The following is a 19873-nucleotide window of genomic DNA, read 5'->3' as shown; positions in this document are numbered from 1 at the left end:
GGTGGCCGTCCTCATGTCACGGCGACACACCCACCAGGACACAAACCAGGCAGAAGGTCACACAGGCCCCATACACCACACCCGTGGACGCAACCGTAACGGGCCACCCTCCCGAGCACCCCTTCCGCACACTCCAGCGCGAGACCAGGCGCGTGCCCGCAAAGGTTCCGCGCACTCCACAGGAGACCACGCGAGTCCTGCGGAAAGCTCTGCCTGCTCCACAGGCAAGGTGTCCGAGAGATGGGACGCATTGCGCGCTCCAGCAGCAGACCACGCGCGTCCCGCAAGGACTCCGCCTACTCCGCGGCAGACCGCGCGGGTTCCGCGGGAGGCTCCGCGGAAGACCTTGCGCGCTTCAGCAGAAGCCTTCGCGGGTTCCGCGGGAGACCTTGCGCGCTCAGCGAGAGACCTCGCGGGTCCGCGGGAGGCTTCGAGGGGCGTTCTCGCGTGCTCCAGCCGGAGACTTCGCGTGCCTGGGAGGCGAGCCTGCCGGGCAGCCCGTGCGGCTTTGCGACCGACGCAGACCTGACCTTGTCGGACTTCACGCGTCGCGGAGTTTGTCGTGCCTTTCGTTCTGTACCTTCTCGCGCTGGCGGTCTTCGCCCAGGGGACGTCGGAGTTCATGCTGGCCGGGCTCATCCCGGACATCGCCACCGACCTCGGTGTGTCCGTTCCGGCCGCCGGAGCCCTCACGTCGGCCTTCGCCGTCGGGATGATCGTCGGAGCGCCGTCGATGGCGGTGCTGAGCCTGCGCTGGCCCAGGCGCCGCGCCCTGCTGACCTTCCTGATCACCTTCATGGCCGTCCACGTGCTGGCCGCCGTCACCACAAGCTTCCCGGTGCTCGTGGGCACCCGGATCGTCGGGGCGCTGGCCAACGCCGGGTTCCTCGCCGTCGCCTTGGCGGCTGCGACGTCCATGGTCGGCCCCAACGCCAAGGGACGGGCCACGTCCATCCTCATCGGCGGTGTCACCCTCGCCTGCGTGGCGGGCGTACCTGCCGGAGCGGTCCTCGGCAGCCTGTGGGGATGGCGTTCGGCCTTCTGGGCGGTGGCCCTGATCTGCATCCCAGCGATCCTCGCCATCGCCCGAGCAATCCCCGCATCCCCCAACCCCGATCCCACGACCACCAGCTCCGCTACCACCGGCGACATGAGCCCAGGTCCCGCGTCTTCCGGCCCCACGACCGCCGATGCCGCCACTCCCTGCGCTACGACCTCAGGTCCGGCGTCCTCTGGTGCCGGGTCCTTCGGTGTCACGACCTCTGATGCTGCGACCGGAGGCCGCATGACCTCCGGCCCTGCGGCCTCCGGTCCTGGAGTCTCCGGTGCTACGACCTCGGCGGCTGAGTCTGTGGTGGGTGGGGTTGGTGGGAGGGGGCTGCGGGAGGTGCGGGTTTTGGGGCGTTCGCGGGTGCTGGTCGCTTTGTTGTCGGCGGCGTTGCTCAATGGCGCCACGTTCTGCACGTTCACTTATCTGGCGCCGCTGGTGACCGAGGTGACGGGGCTTCCGGCGGGCTGGGTGCCCGTCGTGCTCGCGCTGTTCGGGGTGGGCTCGTTCCTGGGCGTCACGCTCAGCGGGCGGCTGGCCGATACCAGGCCCGGTCCGCTCCTGCTGATCGGCAGCGCGCTGCTGCTCGCCGGCTGGGTGGTGTTCGCGCTGACCGCGGGGAACGCGGTGGTGACGCTTGTGTTTCTCCTCGTTCAGGGAACGTTGTCGTTCGCGGTCGGATCCACCCTGATCGCGCAGGTGTTGTACGCGGCGGCCGACGCGCCGACCCTGGGCGGCGGGTTCGCCACGGCGGCGCTGAACGTGGGTGCGGCGATCGGGCCGTGGCTGGGCGGGGTCACGATCGAGGCCGGCCTCGGTTATCGCTCGCCGCTGTGGGTCAGCGCCGCACTGGTCGCGGTCGCCCTGGCCATCGTGGTGGTCACCCGGCGGCCCCGGCTCGGTCACTTCGTGGGGATCTCGTTCAGGCGGCGGCGGTAGAGGAGTTCGCCGACCGTGTGCTTGACGGTCGTGACGGCCACGCACAGCGCGATCAGGAGGCTCGTGCCGGTCAGGGCCAGGTCGTCGATGCCCAGGAGGGCGAAGGTCGCGAGGGGAGCCAGGGTGACGAGGCCGAGGAAGAGAGGAGCGGGCGCGTTCACCCTGGCCCGTACGTAGGCGAGGTACTCGGCGGTGTTGCGGCCGGGCCGGATGCCGGGGACGAAGCCGCCCGACTTCCACAGGCCGGTGGAGACCTCGTTCGGGTCGAAGGCGACCGCGATCCGCGCGTACGCGAAGAGGACGACGAGGACGGGCAGCGCCGCCACGAACCAGAGGGCGGTCTCGTCCGGGTCGGCGAGCCCGGTGGCGTCGGCGGCGACGAGCGGCGCGTACAGCACCACCAGGGCGTACATGATCGGCGAGAGCCCGGCCTGGTTCAGCCTGATGGGGATGTAGACGGCGGCGCCAGGGGCACGGCGGTAGGACGCGGAGTCCCGGCGGTACTGGACGGGGACGCGCCGCTGGGCCTGGTCGACGGCGGGCAGGACGACCATGAACGCGAGTGCGATCAGGAGCACGGCGCCGAGGGCGAGCACGCCCGCGGACTCCCGTACACCGTTGAGCTGGGACGGGAGGACGGCGGCGATCTGCGCGAAGAGCAGGATGGAGATCCCGTCGCCGACTCCGGCGGAGGTGATCAGATCGGCGAGCCGCAGGGTCAGCGCGGCGCCCGCCGCGATGCAGGCCGCCATGGTCACCAGCGTGAGCGGGTCGCGGTCGTGCAGGAGGTGGCCGCCGCGCACCGCCGCGACCGCCACCACCCCGGCCGCCATCAGGACACCCGCGAGGAGCGCGAGGCGGCGTGAGCCGGCGACCATGACCGGGAGGACGCCGAGCGCGAAGACTGACAGATCGAGCAGCGCGCCACCGGTCAGAAGATCGATGACGCCGAGATCCGTGCCGGTGAGCGCGCTGGCGTTCACTCCTGGGGCCGGGACGTTCTGCCCGATCCTGAAGACCGTGACGGCGAGCAACGTGATCAGCAGCCTGGTCAGGACGCGGTCGCGCACCTTCACCGCCTCCCGATCGCGGACGCCTCAGGGACGAGCCTACAAAGAGACAATCTTGTTTGTTAAGTGACCGCCAGATGAACATCCCGAGCGGTTTCTTTGTGTGTGGATTTGCTGCGTTACGTCCGCCCTGCCTGGGGTTTTAAGCCTCCATTCTCGCGAAGTGGCAGGTACGGGCCTGGACCGTCTGATCTCATAGTGAAGTGGCACCACTACATAGGGTCATGGCGAGTCGGGGAGGGCCGGATGGTCTGGGACTCAACGCCATCGGGACGCCGGGGGAGGCGCGCTGACAAGCCGCCCCACTGGCGGTATGCGGTGATGGCGCAGGATGAGCGGTATCTGCTGGTGAAGGTGCGGTTCCGGCGGGTCGTGGTGGGGATGGTCGCGGCGTTTCTGGGGTGGTATCTCGCGTACGTCGCGCTGTCGGCGTTCGCGCGGGGGTTCATGGCGCGGCAGGTGTTCGGGAACGTGAACGTGGCGCTGCTGCTGGGGGTACTGCAGTTCGTCTCGACGTTCCTGCTGGCGTGGTGCTACTCGCGGTACGCGCGGCGGGCGCTCGACCCGCTCACCGCCGAGCTGCGGGGCGAGGCCGGGTCGGGCGGACGCGGACGGCGGGGCGGCCGCAAGGCCGAGGGGAACGCCGGCCGCCACCGGCGCGACCAGAACGACCCCGATCAGAACGACGCGGCGCGGCATCGGCGCGAGAACGGCCACGAACCTCCGGCCTGGCATAACGACGCATCGCATGGTGCGCCCCCTGGCGCACCGCCTGGTTCGCCGCCCGGTGCGCCCCCTGGCGGGCCGCCCGGTGCGCCGCCTGGTGCGGGGGGCCGGTCGCCGTGGGCGGGGTACGGCTCATACAGGCCACCGCCCATACCGCCGCCGCCGGGCCCGGGTGTGCACGGAGGCGGCGGCGCGGGGCAGGGGCCGCCTGGCCGATGGCAGGGCCTGCCGGAGCCGGGCCGATGGCACGGGCCGCCGGGCAACGCGAACGGGAACGGGAACGGCACGCGGGGGGCGGGCCACGGGCCGGCGGCGGCAAGGTCGGAGCAGGCCGAACGGGGGGCGTTCGGAGCACAGGCCGAGTGGGGGGACCTCGGACCGCCGGGGCTGCAAAGCACCCAAGGTGCGTGGGGGCAGCCGGGCGCGTGGGTGCCGCCGGGTGCCTGGGGGCAGCAGGGCATGCAGGGGGAGCAGGGCATGCAGGGCGTGCAGGGTGTGCAGGGCATGCAGGGGGCGTTCGGGTCGCAGGGGGAGCAGGGCGCGGGGGCGGTTTCGGCGGAGGCTGAATGGGGGGCGTCGGCGGAGACCGGGCGGCTTCGCAGGGAGGTCGTTCAGGGGAGGGCGGCGCGGGAGGCCGCGGCGCGGGAACGGGCCGAGGGGCGCCCTGGGGACGGCCGCCGGCCAGGTCGGCGCGAGTCCGGGCGTGACGGCGGCGGATGGGCACGACCCGGGTTGGGGGGCCTGTGATGGCGTGGGAGGACGTGGACGGGCGCGTGCTGACGTTCGGGCTCTTCCTGGCGTTCATCGTCGCGACGCTGGCGATCACGGTCTGGGCGCGGGTGACGACGAAGGGCGCGGACGACTTCTACGCGGGCGGCCGCGTGTTCTCGGGCCCGCAGAACGGGGTGGCGCTCGCGGGCGACTACATGTCGGCGGCGTCGTTCCTGGGGATCGCCGGGATCATCGCGCTGTCGGGCTACGACGGGTTCCTCTACTCGATCGGGTTCCTGGTCGCGTGGCTGCTCACGCTGCTGCTGGTCGAGATGATGCGAAACGCGGGCCGCTTCACGATGGCGGACGTCCTGTCGTACCGCATGCGCCAGACGCCGGTGCGGACGGCCGCCGCCATCTCGACCGTGACGGTCTCGGTGTTCTACCTGCTCGCGCAGATGGTCGGCGCGGGCGCCCTGGTGTCGCTGCTGCTCGGCATCCAGGAGGGCGAACGGTTCTTCGGGATGGACGCGGGGACGGCCAAGACCGTGACGATCGTGGTCGTCGGAGCGTTGATGATCTTCTATGTCACGTTCGGCGGCATGAAGGGCACGACCTGGGTCCAGATCGTCAAGGCCGTGCTGCTGATGGTGGGCGCGACCGTGCTGACGGTCCTGGTGCTGAGCCGGTTCGGGTTCAACGTGAGCCGGATGCTCGGGTCGGCCGCCGACGCGAGCGGACGGTCGCAGGAGTTCCTGCAGCCGGGGCAGCGCTTCGGCAAGGAAGTGCCGGGAGACGTCTATCACACGATCCTCAACAAGCTGGACTTCGTGAGCCTGGCGCTGGCGTTGGTGCTCGGCACGGCCGGGCTGCCGCACATCGTCACGCGCTTCTTCACCGTGCCGGACGCGCGGGCGGCGCGGACGTCGGTCAACTGGGCGATCGGCCTGGTCGGCGCGTTCTACCTGATGACGCTGGCGCTGGGCTTCGGCGCCGCCGCGCTGGTGGGGCGGGACGCGATCGTCGCGCAGGACCCGGCGGGCAACACCGCGGCGCCGCAGCTCGCGCAGGCGCTCGGCCAGGAGGTCGGCGGCAAGGTCGGCGGCGAGATCCTGCTGGCGTTCATCGCGGCCGTGGCGTTCGCCACGATCCTCGCCGTGGTGTCCGGGCTGGTGCTGGCCTCGTCGACATCGCTGGCGCACGACTTCTTCGGGCACGTCCTGATGTTCGGCCGGCCGCGGGAGTCGCAGGAGGTCGCGGTCGCGCGGTTCGCCGCGTTCCTGATCGGCTCGCTGGGCATCGTGCTCGCGGTGGTCGCGCAGAACCTGAACGTGGCGTTCCTGGTGGCGCTGGCGTTCGCGATGGCCGCGGCGGCGAACCTGCCGGCGATCGTGCTGACCCTGTTCTGGAAACGTTTCAACACGGCCGGGGTGGTGGCGGGCATCTACGGCGGGCTGGGCAGTTCGCTGATGCTGGTCATCTGCTCGCCGGTGGTGTCGGGCAAGACCGATCCGGTGACCGGCGAGAGCCTGTCGCTGCTGCCCGCGGGTGTGGATTTCCACATCTTCCCGCTGGAGAACCCGGGGCTGGTCTCGATCCCGTTCGGTTTCCTGTGCGCGATCGTCGCGACCTTGCTGAGCAGGGAGAAGGCCGATCCAGAACGGTATGACGAACTGTCGGTCAGGTCGCTCACGGGCACCGGCTCCCATTGATCGGCCCCGGCGCGACGGCGGGCTGTCAGGATCAAGTTACTCACGAGTAAGGCATCCTGGTGCGCATGAAGCGCACCTCCATGCTCGCCGTCTCCGGGGCCGTCGCCGGAACGGTGCTCGCCACCGCCGGGGTCGCCGGAGTGCTGATGACCGGGGACGACGGCGGAGCGTCGGCCCGCCCGCCGGCCGCGAGCGCGCCCGCTCGTTCGTACCAGGACACCACCGAGATCCAGGCGGCCCTGCGGGAGCAGGGCGCCACCGGCTGCCGGGGCGACCGGTCGCGGGTCGAGTGCACGTTCGGCGAACGGTACGTCGCGGCGATGGTGCTGAACGCGGGTTCGGGCGCCGGGCTGACCGTCGACACGGCCCTGGAGAGCTGGAAGACGGGCGTCGGCCAGAGCGCCCTCGGCGAGCAGGGCGCGTTCGCCATCCTCCAGGGCCCGAACTGGCTCGCCACCGGCCCCGTCAGCCTGGTCGACAAGATCCAGCAGACCCTCGGCGGCCGAGCCCTCCACTGCGACCGCCCCTTCGGTACCTGCTCCTGACCCGCCCGCCCGGACGGGGGCTACTCGGCGGTAATGAGGCGTACAGCACAGCGCGTCCGGGTTAGGGCAGGTCGGGTGCGGAGAGTAGAAGATCCACAAGAGCTGTGAGCTGTCCTGGACCGTGCCTGAATGTGACGAGTGCCCGAGCCGGGGTGGAGGCACGTGGCACAATGAGGCCTCGCGCCCCGAGGGTTCGATGGGGTGGGATGAGGGCCTGTGCCCGTGGGGGCGGCGGATGCCGTCGAGCCCCGCGCGTACGATGCTTTCCGCCTGCCGGTGGGGGGCGGCTCCAGCAGACTGCGGCCGACTGCCGGGAGGAGGTGCGGTGGCGTGTCCCATGCCGCCCGACGCCGCTCTGGAAGTTCTGGTCCCGCCGGCCGCTTCGGAGCCCGGGCGACCGCCTCGCTCGCCGCGCTGACCCTGGCCGCCGCCGTCGTCGTACCGGTGGCCCTCGCCCCTGACGACTCCGCCGGGCACGCCGAACGTGCCGCCGCCGGCCGCGCCGCCGCGACGGCCGGCAAGGCTCCCGGCGCCGGAGCGGCGACCGGCACCGCGACCGGTTCCATCCAGTCCGCGCCCGACCAGATCAGGCAGCGCGAGTGGCACCTGGACGCGATGCACGTTCCCAAGGCGTGGAAATGGTCCAAGGGCCAGGGCGTCACCGTCGCGGTGCTCGACACCGGAGTGGACAAGCGCCACCCCGACCTCACCGGCCGCGTGACCACCGGCCCCGACCTCACCGGCGGCGCGCGCCGTCCCGGCGGCAAGTTCTGGGGCCTGCACGGAACGTCGATGGCGAGCATCATCGCAGGTCACGGCAACGGCCCCGGCTTCCAGCGCGGCGTCATGGGCGTCGCGCCGCAGAGCCGCATCCTGTCGATCCGGGTGACGTGGGAGAACGACGACCCGCTGCGCAACAACGGCGGGACGAGCGCACGCAACCGCGACGCGGTCGCGCAGGGCATCCGCTACGCGGTCGACCAGGGCGCCGACGTGATCAACATGTCGCTCGGCGGCGGCCGCCTCTTCTACGACGGCGACAAGACCGAGGAAGAGGCCGTCCGCTACGCACTGAGCAAGAACGTCGTTCTCATCGCCTCCGCGGGCAACGACGGCGCCGGGCCCAACCGCCGCAACTATCCCGCCGCCTACAGCGGGGTCATCGCGGTCGGGGCGCTCGACAACCGCGGCCGGGTCTGGAAGGACAGCAACCGGCGCTCGTACGTGGCGGTGTGCGCGCCCGGCGTTGAGATCGTCAGCGCGGACGCCAACAACGGCTACGTCGTCGGCACGGGCACCAGCCCGTCCTCGGCGATCGCCGCCGGAGTCGCGGCGCTCGTCCGCGCCCGCTATCCCCAGCTGACCCCCACCGAGGTGCGGGACTCCCTCGTCCAGGGGTCGGTGCAGCGTCAGGGCACCGTGCAGTCCAACTGCCCCGGCACCCTCGACGCCGCCCGCGCGCTCGTCGCCGCACACAAGATCAACAAGACCTCGCACGGCCCGGGCGCCGCCCCCAAGCCGGCCACGAAGTCCTCGCCGGCCGCCGAAGCCGCCCCGGCCGAAGAAGGCACCAGCAAGCTGGTCGCCGCGGTCCTCGGCGGCGGCGGCGTCCTCGTGCTCGTCGGCCTGGTGCTGGGCTGGCGGCAGCGGCGGCGGCCCGGCGACGACGAGGACGACTACGACGAGGTCGAGCACGACTACCTGAGCCCGTCCCCCTCTGCCGGCGCGGACCGCCCACGCGAACCCGTCGGCGCCATGACCGGCGGTGTCGGCGGCGGTGGCCCCGCGCCCGACGTGGTGTCCGCGCCCGTCCACGTTCCGCTGTGGCAGAGCGGCGAGGTCTTCCCCGGCGGCTCACCGACGCCCGGCCCCGAGCCCAGCCACGACCGCCGCCCCTACGCCGGCGACCCGCAGTCCTACAGCTCCGACCCGCAGCCTTACAGTGCGGACGCGCAGCCCTACGCCGGTGACCCGGAGCCCTACAGCTCTGACGAACGCCCGTACGGCGCGGAGGCACGGCCCTACGGGTCCGAGAGCAAGCCCTACGGTTCGAGCGCACAGCCCTACGCCGCCGACGCCCAGCCCTATGGCACGGACGCGCAGTCTTACAACGCCGACGCGCAGCCCTACGGCACAGGCGCGCAGGCCTCTGGTGCGGGAGCCCAGCCCTTTGGCGCGGACGCGCAGGCTTACGGCACGGGCGCCCAGCCCTCCGGCGCGGACCCGCAGCCTTACGGCACGGGCGCCCAGCCCTACGGTGCGGACGCTCAGCCCTACGGTGCGGACGTGCAGCCTTACGGTGCGGACGTTCAGGCCTCCGGCGCGGACGCGCAGGCCCATGGCACGGACGCGCAGGCTTACGGCTCCGACGAGCAGCCGTTCAGCGGTGACGCACAATCTCACGAGTCGGGCGAGCGGCCCTACGGATCGGCGTCGCAGCCGTACGGCTCCGAGGCGCAGCCGTACGGTTCGGGCGCGCAACCCTACGGCTCAGGGGAACGCACGTACGGCTCCGAGGCGCAGCCCTACAGCTCCGATGAGCGGCCGTACAGCGGTGACGCACAGCCCTATGGGGCGGACGAGCGGCCGTACGGCTCGGCCGCGCCGTCCTTCGGCTCGGACGAACAGGGCCATGGCTCGGACAGGCCGCCGTACGGATCCTCGGACGCGGGCCCCTACGGCTCGGACCCGCTGGCATCCAGCGGCGGCGCGGCCGGCCCCGCCGCGTTCAAGCCCGGCGACCTACGCCCCTACGTTCCCGCAGACACCGGTGGCCAGAACGGATCGAACGGCCACAACGGCAATGGCAACGGCCACAACGGAAACGGAAACGCGAACGGGAACGGCCACACCGCCACCGGGAACGGCCATGCCGCCACCGGCAACGGTCACGGCGGGGGCAACGCCTTCGACGACGACCCGCTGGACGACAACGACTGGCAGCGGTTCCGGCGGCATGCGCTGGAAGACCAGCCGTTCGTACTCCCGCAGGCGGACGAGGGCGGAGAGACCCCGAAGGGCCCCACATCTCCCGTACCTCCGGCGGACGAGCCCTCGCCCGGGTCCTTCCCGGCCGTGCCGCCCGTGCCGCCCGCCGAGCTGGCGGGCGACGATCCCTTCCCGAGCGACCGGCCGCGCCGCCGGCCGCGCCCGCCGGACGAGGACGACTACCGTCCGCCCTGGTGGTGACCTACTCCGCCGGGCGTAGCACGGAAGCCTCCGGCCGTACGATGCCACCGCCCTGACCCGTCGCCGAGCATCGACTCATCCGCAACAAGGAGGTCGATGACCATGCTGACGATGTTGGCGACGCAGCTGCACCCCGGTCCCTGGCAGGACGGCCCCGGCCATGGCCCCGCCTCGGACGCACCGGCCTGGTGGCCGGTGTTCCCGATCACGTTCGGGCTGTTCTGGGTGGCCGTGGCGGTCGGCGCGTTCTACCTGATCCGCCGCCGGATCGCGGCGAACGCGACGCAGGCCGACCCGAAGGCGCACGCCCAGTCCGTCCTCGCCGAACGTTTCGCCCGCGGCGACATCGACGAGGACGAGTACTACGCACGCCTGTCGACGCTGCAGAACGGTGCCTGACCCGTACGGCGCCCGCCCCGCGCACGCCGCGCCCCCGCCCTTCGCGGAAGGCGCGGCGTCCGCATGTCCAACAAATCCCAGCCGCCCAGCCCTCCGCAAACCCAGCCGACTCAGAGCCTCCGCGGGTCAGTCGGCTCGGGCTTCTTCGAAGATGCGGTCGACGCCGTCGATGTCCATGGGGCAGCTGGCGGCGGCGTCGGCGAAGCGGGTGAGGAGGCGGGCGAAGTCCTCGCGTTCCGTTCCGGTCCAGTCGGACATGAGCTCGTCCACGTAGGCGCGGCGGAAACGGTCGGCGACCTGCTTGACGCGCGCGCCTGCGTCGGTGAGGCCGAGGTTGGCGCGGCGCGCGTCGAGCGGCGAGGGGCGGCGTGACACCAGACCGGCGTCGATGGCGTGCCCGACGAGCCTGCTGGCCGTCGACGGGTCGATCTCGAGGCGTTCGGCGACGGCGCCGACGGTGACCTCGCCGTCCGCGGCGACGCTCAGCCCGGCGACCGCGTGCACGACCATGAGGTTGGACAGCTGGAGCGGCCGGCCGCCGGGGCCGCCGGACGTCTGGGCGCGGATGCGCTTCATGAGGTCGGGCTTGGCCCAGACCCGGCGGAGCTGGAAGAGCGCGAGCGAGATGTCGGCGAGTACCTGGTCGGGGAGCTCGCCGGATCGCGGGGCGCTCTCAGTCTCCACGGCAAAGCCTCCGTTCACGGGTACAAATGCACAATACATACTTTATCGTATGTAATCTGCATGTGAATGCCCGTCAGACGGCGGTCGGGGCGATGCGCAGGCGGGCGCCCGGCGGCAGGCCCAGCCGCTGGGCGGCGTCGCCCGAGTTGACGGCGAGCGCGACGCAGCCGACCGAGTCGGCGTACGCGACGAGCTCCCCGGGCGGCACGGAGCCGAACGTCTCGCGATAGGGGACGGTGAACGTGCGGCGGCGGTGCGGCTCGGCCCCCGCCAGGCGCGCGCTGACACCGAGCGTCACGGTCAGGGACTCGCCGGTACGGGCGCCCAGCCGGTCGAGGTCGCTCTTGGTCAGCGAGAGCTGGATGTTGCCGAACCGGTCGACGGTGAGCACCTCGCCCTCCGCCCCTCCGTTCTGGACGCGGCGCGTCGGCGTGGGGAGCGTGATCAGGGTGGCCGGGTCGATCGGCGTCCCGACGGCCCCGATGTCGAGCCCGTGGGCGAGTTGCGCCGCCACGGGCGTGAAGATGTCGCGGCCGTGGAACGTCGCCGAGACCGGCTCCAGCCACAGCTCGGAGTTGGTCAGCTCGTACGCCCGCAGCCCGCCCTCGGGGCCGGCCACATCCTCGGCGCCCGACGCGCCCGGTGTGCGCCAGGGCAGGTAGGGCTGCGTTCCGCCAGGGGCGAGGCCGTGGGCCGCCCAGGACAGCAGCCCGTTGTCAGGGCCGACGAAGATCCGGTCGCCCGCGGCGACCGCTACCCCGCGCCGGTTGGTGCCGACGCCGGGATCGACCACGGCGACGTGCACCCCGGGTGGGAGATAAGGGACGGTCTGGGCGAGAACCGCCGCGCCACGCCGGACGTCGCCCGCCGGAACGAGGTGGGTGATGTCGATGATCCGGGCCGCCGGGGCGATGTGCGCCGCCACGCCGTGACATGAGGCGACGAAGCCGTCCTCGAGCCCGTAGTCGGTAAGAAATGTGATGCACTGATACGCCGTCGTGCCGCCCGCACCGTCGCCCAACGGAACCCACCTCCGGTGCCTGAGCGTAACGTTGGGCCGTTCCGTCAGAACACCCAGAAGATGTCTGCGGGGACGCGTAGCATGGCACCGGCCGAACCCGGACGACCCGGGATTAGTGACCACAGAGGGGACCTCATGCGAGAGGCTAACGCCCCCGGTGACGGCCCTCATCAGGACGGAAGCATGAACGATGGCTCAGCCCTGCGACCACCCGTGACCGAGGGCCAGGAAGACGACGACGCCTTCCCGGCCGAACTCCTGCCCGAGCGTGACCGCCAGATCCTCGCCTTCGAACGGCAGTGGTGGAAGTACGCCGGCGCCAAGGAGCAGGCGATCCGCGAGCAGTTCGACATGTCCGCGACGCGGTACTACCAGCTCCTCAACATTCTCATCGACCGCCCCGAGGCGCTGGCGCACGACCCGATGCTGGTCAAGCGCCTCCGCCGGATGCGCTCTCAGCGACAGCGGCAGCGTGCCGCGCGCCGACTCGGCATCCGGCAGTGACGTGACCAAAACTGGTCACGTGAACTCTTCTCTCACGGCCGTCGGCGTGGACGGCCTCGACGCGATCCGCGACCGACCTGGTCGAGCCGTGCTCGGCTTCGACTTCGACGGCACCCTGGCGCCGATCGTCGACGACCCCGACGCGGCCCGCGCCCACCCCCGGGCGGCCGAGACCCTGGCCCGCCTGGCCCCGCGTGTGGGCTCGCTGGTGATCGTCACCGGTCGTCCCGCGGCCACCGCCGTGGAGTACGGCGGTTTCGAGGGCATCGACGGCCTCGTGGTGCTCGGACAGTACGGCCTCGAACGCTGGGAGTCCGGCAGGCTCACCACCCCCGAGTCTCCTCCCGGCGTGGCCGAGGCGCGTGCCAAGCTGCCCGACGTGCTCGCTGCCGCCGGTGCCCCGGACGGCACGTTCGTCGAGGACAAGGGCGCGGCGCTCGCCGTGCACACGCGCCGCGCCGCCGAGCCCCAGGTCGCCCTCGAACGCCTGCGCAGCATCATGAACGCCCTCGCCGAGCGCACGGGCCTCGTCGTCGAGCCCGGCCGCTTCGTCCTGGAGCTCCGCCCGCCCGGCATGGACAAGGGCCTGGCGCTGCGCACCCACCTCGACTCGCTGGGCGACGGCTACCCGTCCGCCCTGCTCTTCGCCGGCGACGACCTCGGCGACCTGGCCGCCTTCGACACCATCGACGCCCTCCGCGAGCAGGGCGTCCCCGGCCTGAAGCTCTGCAGCGGCTCGACCGAGGTCACCGCCCTGGCCGAACGCGCCGACCTCATAGTCGACGGCCCCGCCGGCGTCATCACCTTCCTGGAGACCCTCCTCCCCAGCTGACCCCACTTCCCAACCCCCGCCGCCCCGGAACCCCCCCGTTCCCGGGGCGGCCCCGCTTCCCCGGCCAACCCCCTCTCGGAACGCCCCGCGTGCCTCGTTTCTCAGGGCAACCCTCAGCCTCCGCGCGGGGTCCCCCTGAGTAGGCCTGGCTGGTTTCGGGCGTACGGGACGGGGTGTGGGCGGTGGTCGGGCAGGCTCCTTGGGCGCGCGGCATGGCTGGCCTAATACGGTCAGGCGCTAGCTGACGACTCGTTTGCCCGAATGTCGATGGCACGTCTTCGAGCTGCGCGGACGTGCGGCGTCCATGGCCTGGGCGCGGGGTCGCCGGTACGCCGACGGAGATGATCACGGGTTTCGACTGTGTCCATAAGTGACAACACAGGCGTGACTGATTAGCGTCTTTTGTGTGATTCGGGGGCCGCGTGTTGATGGCGCGTCCAATTGCGTCAAACTATGGGCGGCATCTCGGTGAACGTGGGGGACGGCGGGGAGCGTTGAGTTGAACATGCAGCCAGGAACGCCGCGGAGACCCGGGGACGTCAGGCGCCCTCAGGGTCCGGACGCCGACGACCTGTCGGTGACGACCGGGCCGATCGGGGCCCGCGAGACCAGCGGCGTTCAGGTGCGGCTCGGCGCCGCGGGCGGCTCGCGCGCCCGGGCTCGGGCCGAGCGGCGCATGCGGATGGAGCGGCGCAACCGCTCACGCGTGCGCGGCGCCCTGATCGTGACGGCCACGGCCGTCGGCGTCGCGGCGATGCTGGTCGGCGGCGTACTGGTCATCTCGGGATACGGGGACAAGGGCCAGGGCGGAGGCGCCGCGCAGCCGCCGGCGGAAGCGGAAGGTCCCGCGCCCAGGAGCGGGCAGGCGGTCGCCATCAGCACGGCGGAGGGCGCCCAGTACCGGGTCGCGGCCGTGACCGGCGGAGTCAGTGCCGGGGGAGACACCACCGTGCAGTCGTCCCCGCTGCCGTCCGGCTCGGCTGTGGCGTACATCGACTACGTGCTGAGCAATCCGGGCGACCAGAAGGTGCTGCTCGACCCACCCGGGGACGTCTTCGTGAAGCGCAGCCTGGTGGCCCCAGCGGCACGGAGCCGTTGCATGTGGCAGGCCGGAGTCCCCGAGGACATGTGCACGCCGCCCACGCAGAGCGAGGTCCTGCGGCGCGTCTCCGGCGGACGGCTCGAGGCGGGCGACGGCGGCGACCGGTACATGCCGCCCAACTCCTCGTACCTCATCCGCGCGGTGGTGGAGGTACCGGTCGACAGGCGCCTCAGGCGCACCGACCTGCGCCTCTACATCTGGCAGAAGCGCTTCGTCTCCGGCCAGTACGCCCAGCCCGCCCCCTTCCCAGGCTGACCCCCCCTGAACGTACGCGCCTTCCACGAACGAGTGCACGAAGCTTCCCGTGAGGCGGGCCGGTGCCGCGCTCTCACCTCGACGCCACGGTTCACATCGCTAGGAACCAGCGGGCCTCGCATCGGCGTCTCCGTTGGGGCCGTAGAGCCGGGCGACGTCGGGAGAGTCGAGCCACTTGGAGTAGGTGGGCGATTTCGGCCAGCCGTCGGGTGAGTCCTGCCATTCCTCCTGGCGGCCCCACGGCAGGATGTCGACCAGCGCGAAGGTGTAGCTGAGCTGTTCGGTACCGCGGCCGTTGGTGTGCCAGGTGCGGTAGACCTTGTCGCCGTCGCGCAGGAACACGTTCACCGCGAAGCCCGCACCGGGGGGCGCGCCGACGTCGGCGCCGAACGGGCTCTCCGACGACGAGTACCAGTCCATGGTGTTGCCGACCTTGGCCTTGTAGGCCAGCGCTTCCTCGATGGGCCCGTTGGTGACGATGACGAAGCGGGCATCGTAGTTGTCGAGGGCGCCCAGCCGGACGTACTGCGACGTCAGGCTCGTGCACCCGCCGCACTGCCACTCCGCGCCATCGGACCACATGTGGTTGTAGACGATGAGCTGGGAGCGCCCGTCGAACACGTCGACCAGCCGGATCGGGCCGTCCGGACCGTTCAACGTGTAGTCCGGGAGCTCGACCATCGGCAGCCTGCGGCGCTGCGCGGCGATGGCGTCGAGTTCACGGGTGGCGGCCTTCTCCCGCACCCGTAGATCGTCGAGCGCGGCCTGCCAGGTCTGCCGGTCGACGACCGGGGGCAGGGCGCTGGTGGTCTGCTCGGTCACGGTTCCTCCTGGGCTCGGATGGATCTGCTCTGAGATGTAGACCAGAGCCGGCCGCGGAAATCATCGCGCTGGGTCCAGCCTGGTGGCATTCGTGCCGATCCAGTTGATTCGTGCCGATCCAGCCAGCAGCCTGATACCGGCATCAGCCTGACGGCGTCGCGCGCGGCATCACGTGAGGGGGCGGGGGGCGGTAACGCACGGAGGCCGCACCGTGGGTCACGGTGCGGCCTCCATGGCGGGGCTACTCGGCGGCGGCGTCATCGGCGAGGATCCCGTAGAGGCGGCGGCGGGCGTCGTTGATGACGTCGACCGCACGGTCCTTCTGGGTTTCGCTGCCGACGCTCATGACCTGATGCAGGGCACCCATGAGCTGTCCGATCGCCTCACGGCCGCGGACGGCGTTCTCGCCGGCGGCCTCGGTGACCTCGTCCCACGGGGCGGTGTCCTGGCCGGACGCCTCCTCGCGGCCGGTGTCGGTCAGCGAGAACAGGCGCTTGCCGCCCTGCTCCTCGCTGGTGACCAGGCCCTCGTCCTCCAGCATCTGGAGCGTCGGGTAGACCGAGCCCGGGCTGGGGCGCCAGACGCCGCCGGTGCGGCCGTCCAGCTCCTGGATCATCTCGTAGCCGTGCATCGGCCTCTCGGTCAGCAGGGCGAGCAGGGCGGTGCGAACGTTGCCGCGCCGGGTGCGGCGCCCGCGCCCGCGTCCACCCTGGCGTCCCGGGCCGAAGCCCGCGCCGGGGAAGCCGGGGCCACCGAAACCGGGACCGCCGAATCCAGGGCCGAACGGGTCGCCGCGCCGGGGTCGTGCTTCGGGGTTCATGAATCGTCCATGTCGGGTGTTCATCGCAGTTCTCCTTCTCTAGTGATCGGTTGCGATGCATTAACGATATATCGATAACCGATCGCGATGCAACTTCGAGTGCTCGACATCACAAAAGGGGGGCCGGGCCGCCTGGATGGCGGCCCGGCCCCCCTTCTGCGGGAGTGCCCGGGATCTACGCGGGCGCGGCCAGCTTGAGGCTGTCCAGGATGTTCTTGGTCAGGTTGCGGTTGTCGGTCTCCTTGATGCGGATCCAGGCACCGAACTTGCCGCTCTTGTCGCGCAGGCCGATCTCCGTCACCGACGCCGTGCCCACCTTGCAGGCGGTGAAGCGAGTGATCGTTCCGGAGAGGGCCTTGTCGGGGGACGTGTAGTTCTCCTGAGCGCCCTTCGTGCACTGCGCATGGCGGATGAGGCCGGGCGGCGGCAGCTTGCCGGCGGCCATGTCGGTCGTCAGCCCGACGAACACCCCCGGGCTCCTGCCGTCGCCCTTGAAGTCGTTCGCGTCGGGCGTCGCACGCAGGACGGGCCGCGCCGCCGGGTCGGTGAGCGCCGCGATCGAGGTGGCCCAGGTCTTCTCCGCCGACTGGAGCGGCCAGGCGTTCGGCACCGCGACCTTGATCTTCCCGGAGGAGTCGGCGACCTGGACGAAGTCCGTGGGCAGTGCGGGCGACTTGGTCGGTTCGACCTTGCCGCCACCGCCGCTGTTGAACAGGGTGCCGAGCAGCAGGCCGCCGACGAGCGCTATGGAGAGCACCACCGCGGTGATGATCATCGGCGTCATGAGCTTGTTGCCCTGCTTGCGCTGCCCACCGGGTGCCTGCCCGGCCGAGGGACCACCAGGGCCGCTCGGCCTGCCGGAGCCGCCAGGGGTCGCCTGGGCCTTGGATCCTCCGCGCAGGGTGCTCTTGAGCCGTCCGAACGCGCCTTCCTTGGGCTGCTCGCCGCCGGGTGGGGACGGCTGGAATCCCGTGGGCAGGGGACCCTGGGCATGGGGATGCCCGCCCGGACCACCGGGACCGCCCGGGCCGCCGGGGCCACCTGGTCCGCCTGGTCCGCCGGGACCTCCTGGTCCTTGCGGGTTGATCGGGAGGACGGTCGTCCGGTCCTCCTCTGCGGCCTGGTCGGATCCGCCCTGCGGGCCGCCCGGTGGTTGGTGGCCGCCGGGCCCGGGCAGTGGAACCGCCATCGTCCGGTCGTCGTCGGGAGACCCCGAGGGCCCTCCCGGGCCGTAGTGCTGCGGGCCGCCGGGCGGCGGGCCCGGCCGGTCCACGATCGTCCGATCCTCATCGAACCCGCCGCCACCGGGCCGGCCTGAGCCGACATGCATCTCGGAGGTACGGATGTCGTCCGCCGAACCGGCCCGGTCGTCCCGCGTGGGCGGCTCCGGCTCACCTTGGTACGGGGGACGGCCCTGCCCGCCGGGCGGACCGTACTGGCCGTGCTGCCGGCCCCCCGGCTGCGGAGCCTGTCCGCCTGGCCGCGACGCGCCACCCGGCTGCTGCCCGGGACTGCCGGGTTGCTGCTGACCAGGTCCGCCGGGCTGCTGGCCGCCTGCTTGCTGGCCACCTGCTTGCTGGCCGCCTGCTTGCTGGCCTGGGGCACCCTGCTGACCAGGTCCGCCTGGACGCTGGCCGGGGCCGCCAGGCTGCTGCTGGCCACCCTGTTGGTAGCCGCCAGGTTGTTGACCCGGGGCGCCCTGCTGGTGGGCGCCGGGTTGCTGGCCTGGGGCGCCCTGCTGGTGGGCGGCTTGCTGCTGGTCGCCGGGTTGCCGGCCGGGGCCACCGGGCTGCTGGGCGCCAGGGTGGGGCGGCGGCGGGGCGGCCGAGCCCGGCCCGCCAGGGCCTCCAGTGCTGCCGGGCCCGCCGGGACCACTGGGGCCGCCGGGGTGTGAGGTGCCAGGGGCACCGGGCTGAGCGGGGTCGGGGCGGCCGGGACCGGCCACGGGCGCCGGGTCGCGGTTGGACGCCGGTTGCTGGGGCCCCACGTACTGGTCCTGGATGGTCGCGTCGGCGTCCACGTCCGGCTCGGTGCGCGGGACCGGCGGGGGCATGCCGACGCTCCCGGAGCGCAGGGAGCCCGGGGGCATGGTCGGCCGCAGGGTGGCGAGGGCCTCGGCGAACGCCTCGGCGGTGGGCCAGCGCTTCTCCCGTTCGACCTCGAGGGCGCGCAGGATCACCTGGTCGAACGCGGGCGGCATGCCTTCGCGGAGGGCGCTCGGAGGCTGCTTGACCGGGGCCGGGCCGGGGGGCCGGCCGGTGAGCATGTGGTAGGTGAGGGCGCCGAGGCCGTAGACGTCCGCCCGTACGTCGAGGCCGCCGCCGAAGCGGGCCTGCTCCGGCGACATGTAGCCGGGCGTGCCGACCGGCAGCGTGAACGCGCCGGAGGCGTGGGCGAGGGCCTTGGCCAGGCCGAGGTCGGCGATCAGCAGCTTCTCGCCGCCGTCGCGGGTGCTCTGGAAGAGCACGTTGGACGGCTTGAGATCGCGGTGGATGACGCCCAGGGTGTTGATCACCTCGACGCCGTACGCGATTTCCTCCGCGAGAGCAAGGGCCTCGAAGACCGGAAGTGGCCGTTCACGCATCCGGTCCGCGAGGGTCCCGCGGTCGGCGTACGACATGACGAAATAGGGACGTCCGTCCGGTAGCTCACCGATGTCGTGCACGCGAACGAGCCGTTCCGAGTCGGCCCGGCGCAGGATCCGGGCCTCCTCCAGGAAACGATTCCGCACGTCGAGGTCGTCGATGAGGCTTCCGGACAGCACCTTTATCGCGACGTGGGCATCCAGTGCATCGTCGTGCCCCAGCCAGACTGAGGCGAACGCCCCGGATCCCAGGACGCGATCGATTCGGTAACGGCCGACCGTTGGGGGGAAGGACACTCCCGTATCATGCCCAACAAACGGGGTGTGTGTGCGAACGAGCTAAGGCGCGGCGATGGCATTCGACGAGCGGACCGAGGAACTGGCCGTCAAGGCGGCACAGGGGGATCAAGCGGCCCTCAACGAGCTGCTGCGGGTGATCGAGCCTGACGTCCTGAGACACAGCTCACGTTTTCTGCCCTGCCGGCAGGACGCGGAGGAGGCCTGCCAGGACGCGCTCCTCCAGGTGGCGCGCAACATCCACCGGTTCGAGGGGCGGTCGCGGTTCAGCACGTGGCTGCACGTGGTGGTCGCCAATTCGGCACGTTCGACCTACCGCTCGCTCAAGCGCCGGTCGGTGGAGCAGGCGGGCGAGCTGCCCCAGCAGCGTCCCGACCCCCGCCGCACCAGCGTCATCGCCGGGTCGCGGGTCGACATCCTCGACGCGATGGAGGACCTCGAGGCCCGCAAGCCCGACCTGATCCAGGCTCTGGTCCTGCGCGACGTCTCCCAGCTGGAGTACGCGGAGATCGCCGAGCAGCTCAAGCTGCCCCTCGGCACGGTCAAGTCGCGCATCCACGAGGCCCGCAAGCAGGTCCGCCAGACGCTGGGCGAGTCCTACACCTGATCTCCG

The 19873-nt window shown here is 71.8% G+C and carries 16 protein-coding genes; 10 read left to right on the top strand and 6 right to left on the bottom strand.

The window, feature by feature from the left end:
- The first annotated feature begins 562 nt into the window (after positions 1-562).
- On the top strand, positions 563-1987 hold the full coding sequence (locus tag ABZ810_RS46790; protein ID WP_358415041.1) for an MFS transporter: 1425 nt from the start codon (positions 563-565) through the stop codon (positions 1985-1987).
- On the opposite strand, the gene ABZ810_RS46785 is transcribed toward ABZ810_RS46790, so the two are convergent.
- Positions 1951-3063, bottom strand: coding sequence for a hypothetical protein (locus ABZ810_RS46785; RefSeq protein ID WP_358415038.1), 1113 nt, complete (start codon positions 3061-3063; stop codon positions 1951-1953). The two genes, ABZ810_RS46790 and ABZ810_RS46785, sit on opposite strands and share 37 nt — an antisense overlap.
- A gap of 315 nt (positions 3064-3378) precedes the next feature.
- On the opposite strand from ABZ810_RS46785, the gene ABZ810_RS46780 reads away from it, so the two are divergent.
- The 5 genes from ABZ810_RS46780 to ABZ810_RS46760 all read left to right on the top strand — a co-directional run bounded on the left by ABZ810_RS46780 (position 3379) and on the right by ABZ810_RS46760 (position 10339).
- Complete coding sequence (locus ABZ810_RS46780) at positions 3379-4530, top strand: DUF485 domain-containing protein (RefSeq protein WP_358415035.1); 1152 nt, start codon at positions 3379-3381, stop codon at positions 4528-4530.
- Positions 4530-6206 (top strand): cation acetate symporter, encoded by a 1677-nt coding sequence (locus ABZ810_RS46775; protein ID WP_358415032.1) that lies wholly within the window; start codon positions 4530-4532, stop codon positions 6204-6206. Before ABZ810_RS46780 ends, ABZ810_RS46775 begins: the two co-directional genes overlap by 1 nt.
- Positions 6207-6271: 65 nt before the next feature.
- Positions 6272-6751 carry a hypothetical protein gene (locus tag ABZ810_RS46770; protein ID WP_358415029.1) on the top strand — a complete coding sequence of 160 codons (480 nt, stop codon included), beginning with the start codon at positions 6272-6274 and terminating at the stop codon, positions 6749-6751.
- 330 nt (positions 6752-7081) lie between these two features.
- Positions 7082-9940, top strand: a complete 2859-nt coding sequence (locus ABZ810_RS46765) for a S8 family serine peptidase (RefSeq protein WP_358415026.1) — start codon at positions 7082-7084, stop codon at positions 9938-9940.
- Positions 9941-10036: 96 nt separating this feature from the next.
- Positions 10037-10339 (top strand): hypothetical protein, encoded by a 303-nt coding sequence (locus ABZ810_RS46760; RefSeq protein WP_358415023.1) that lies wholly within the window; start codon positions 10037-10039, stop codon positions 10337-10339.
- A gap of 126 nt (positions 10340-10465) precedes the next feature.
- On the opposite strand, the gene ABZ810_RS46755 is transcribed toward ABZ810_RS46760, so the two are convergent.
- Positions 10466-11023 (bottom strand): MarR family winged helix-turn-helix transcriptional regulator, encoded by a 558-nt coding sequence (locus ABZ810_RS46755; RefSeq protein WP_358415020.1) that lies wholly within the window; start codon positions 11021-11023, stop codon positions 10466-10468.
- 73 nt (positions 11024-11096) lie between these two features.
- Positions 11097-12044, bottom strand: coding sequence for an SAM-dependent chlorinase/fluorinase (locus tag ABZ810_RS46750; protein WP_358415017.1), 948 nt, complete (start codon positions 12042-12044; stop codon positions 11097-11099).
- A gap of 183 nt (positions 12045-12227) precedes the next feature.
- Between ABZ810_RS46750 and ABZ810_RS46745 the strand changes: the two genes are divergently transcribed.
- The 3 genes from ABZ810_RS46745 to ABZ810_RS46735 all read left to right on the top strand — a co-directional run bounded on the left by ABZ810_RS46745 (position 12228) and on the right by ABZ810_RS46735 (position 14737).
- Entirely contained in the window at positions 12228-12548 is a 321-nt protein-coding gene (locus tag ABZ810_RS46745; RefSeq protein ID WP_358415015.1) for a DUF3263 domain-containing protein, read from the top strand.
- A gap of 19 nt (positions 12549-12567) precedes the next feature.
- Positions 12568-13380, top strand: coding sequence for a trehalose-phosphatase (gene otsB, locus ABZ810_RS46740; RefSeq protein ID WP_358415012.1), 813 nt, complete (start codon positions 12568-12570; stop codon positions 13378-13380).
- A 499-nt stretch (positions 13381-13879) separates the two neighbouring features.
- Positions 13880-14737, top strand: coding sequence for a hypothetical protein (locus ABZ810_RS46735; protein ID WP_358415009.1), 858 nt, complete (start codon positions 13880-13882; stop codon positions 14735-14737).
- Positions 14738-14836: 99 nt separating this feature from the next.
- On the opposite strand, the gene ABZ810_RS46730 is transcribed toward ABZ810_RS46735, so the two are convergent.
- The 3 genes from ABZ810_RS46730 to ABZ810_RS46720 all read right to left on the bottom strand — a co-directional run bounded on the left by ABZ810_RS46730 (position 14837) and on the right by ABZ810_RS46720 (position 19260).
- Positions 14837-15559, bottom strand: coding sequence for a DUF899 family protein (locus ABZ810_RS46730; protein ID WP_358415006.1), 723 nt, complete (start codon positions 15557-15559; stop codon positions 14837-14839).
- 241 nt (positions 15560-15800) lie between these two features.
- Complete coding sequence (locus ABZ810_RS46725; RefSeq protein WP_358415003.1) at positions 15801-16403, bottom strand: PadR family transcriptional regulator; 603 nt, start codon at positions 16401-16403, stop codon at positions 15801-15803.
- A gap of 151 nt (positions 16404-16554) precedes the next feature.
- Positions 16555-19260, bottom strand: coding sequence for a serine/threonine-protein kinase (locus tag ABZ810_RS46720; RefSeq protein WP_358415000.1), 2706 nt, complete (start codon positions 19258-19260; stop codon positions 16555-16557).
- A 55-nt stretch (positions 19261-19315) separates the two neighbouring features.
- Between ABZ810_RS46720 and ABZ810_RS46715 the strand changes: the two genes are divergently transcribed.
- Positions 19316-19867: an RNA polymerase sigma factor gene (locus tag ABZ810_RS46715; protein WP_358414997.1), complete on the top strand. Its 552-nt coding sequence runs from the start codon at positions 19316-19318 to the stop codon at positions 19865-19867.
- The last annotated feature ends 6 nt before the right edge of the window (positions 19868-19873 follow it).

The sequence above is a fragment of the Spirillospora sp. NPDC047279 genome, from assembly GCF_040643285.1.
In the GTDB taxonomy this organism is placed as follows: domain Bacteria; phylum Actinomycetota; class Actinomycetes; order Streptosporangiales; family Streptosporangiaceae; genus Spirillospora.
This window is presented reverse-complemented; position numbering and strand designations above follow the sequence as displayed.

What these genes read in the sequence shown, in the direction of transcription:
- ABZ810_RS46780 (WP_358415035.1), top strand. Translation starts at nt 3,379, where the DNA reads ATGGCGCAGGATGAGCGGTATCTGCTGGTGAAGGTGCGGTTCCGGCGG.
- ABZ810_RS46775 (WP_358415032.1), top strand. Translation starts at nt 4,530, where the DNA reads ATGGCGTGGGAGGACGTGGACGGGCGCGTGCTGACGTTCGGGCTCTTC.
- ABZ810_RS46770 (WP_358415029.1), top strand. Translation starts at nt 6,272, where the DNA reads ATGAAGCGCACCTCCATGCTCGCCGTCTCCGGGGCCGTCGCCGGAACG.
- ABZ810_RS46760 (WP_358415023.1), top strand. Translation starts at nt 10,037, where the DNA reads ATGACCATGCTGACGATGTTGGCGACGCAGCTGCACCCCGGTCCCTGG.
- ABZ810_RS46745 (WP_358415015.1), top strand. Translation starts at nt 12,228, where the DNA reads ATGAACGATGGCTCAGCCCTGCGACCACCCGTGACCGAGGGCCAGGAA.
- ABZ810_RS46725 (WP_358415003.1), bottom strand. Translation starts at nt 16,403, where the DNA reads ATGAACACCCGACATGGACGATTCATGAACCCCGAAGCACGACCCCGG.
- ABZ810_RS46715 (WP_358414997.1), top strand. Translation starts at nt 19,316, where the DNA reads ATGGCATTCGACGAGCGGACCGAGGAACTGGCCGTCAAGGCGGCACAG.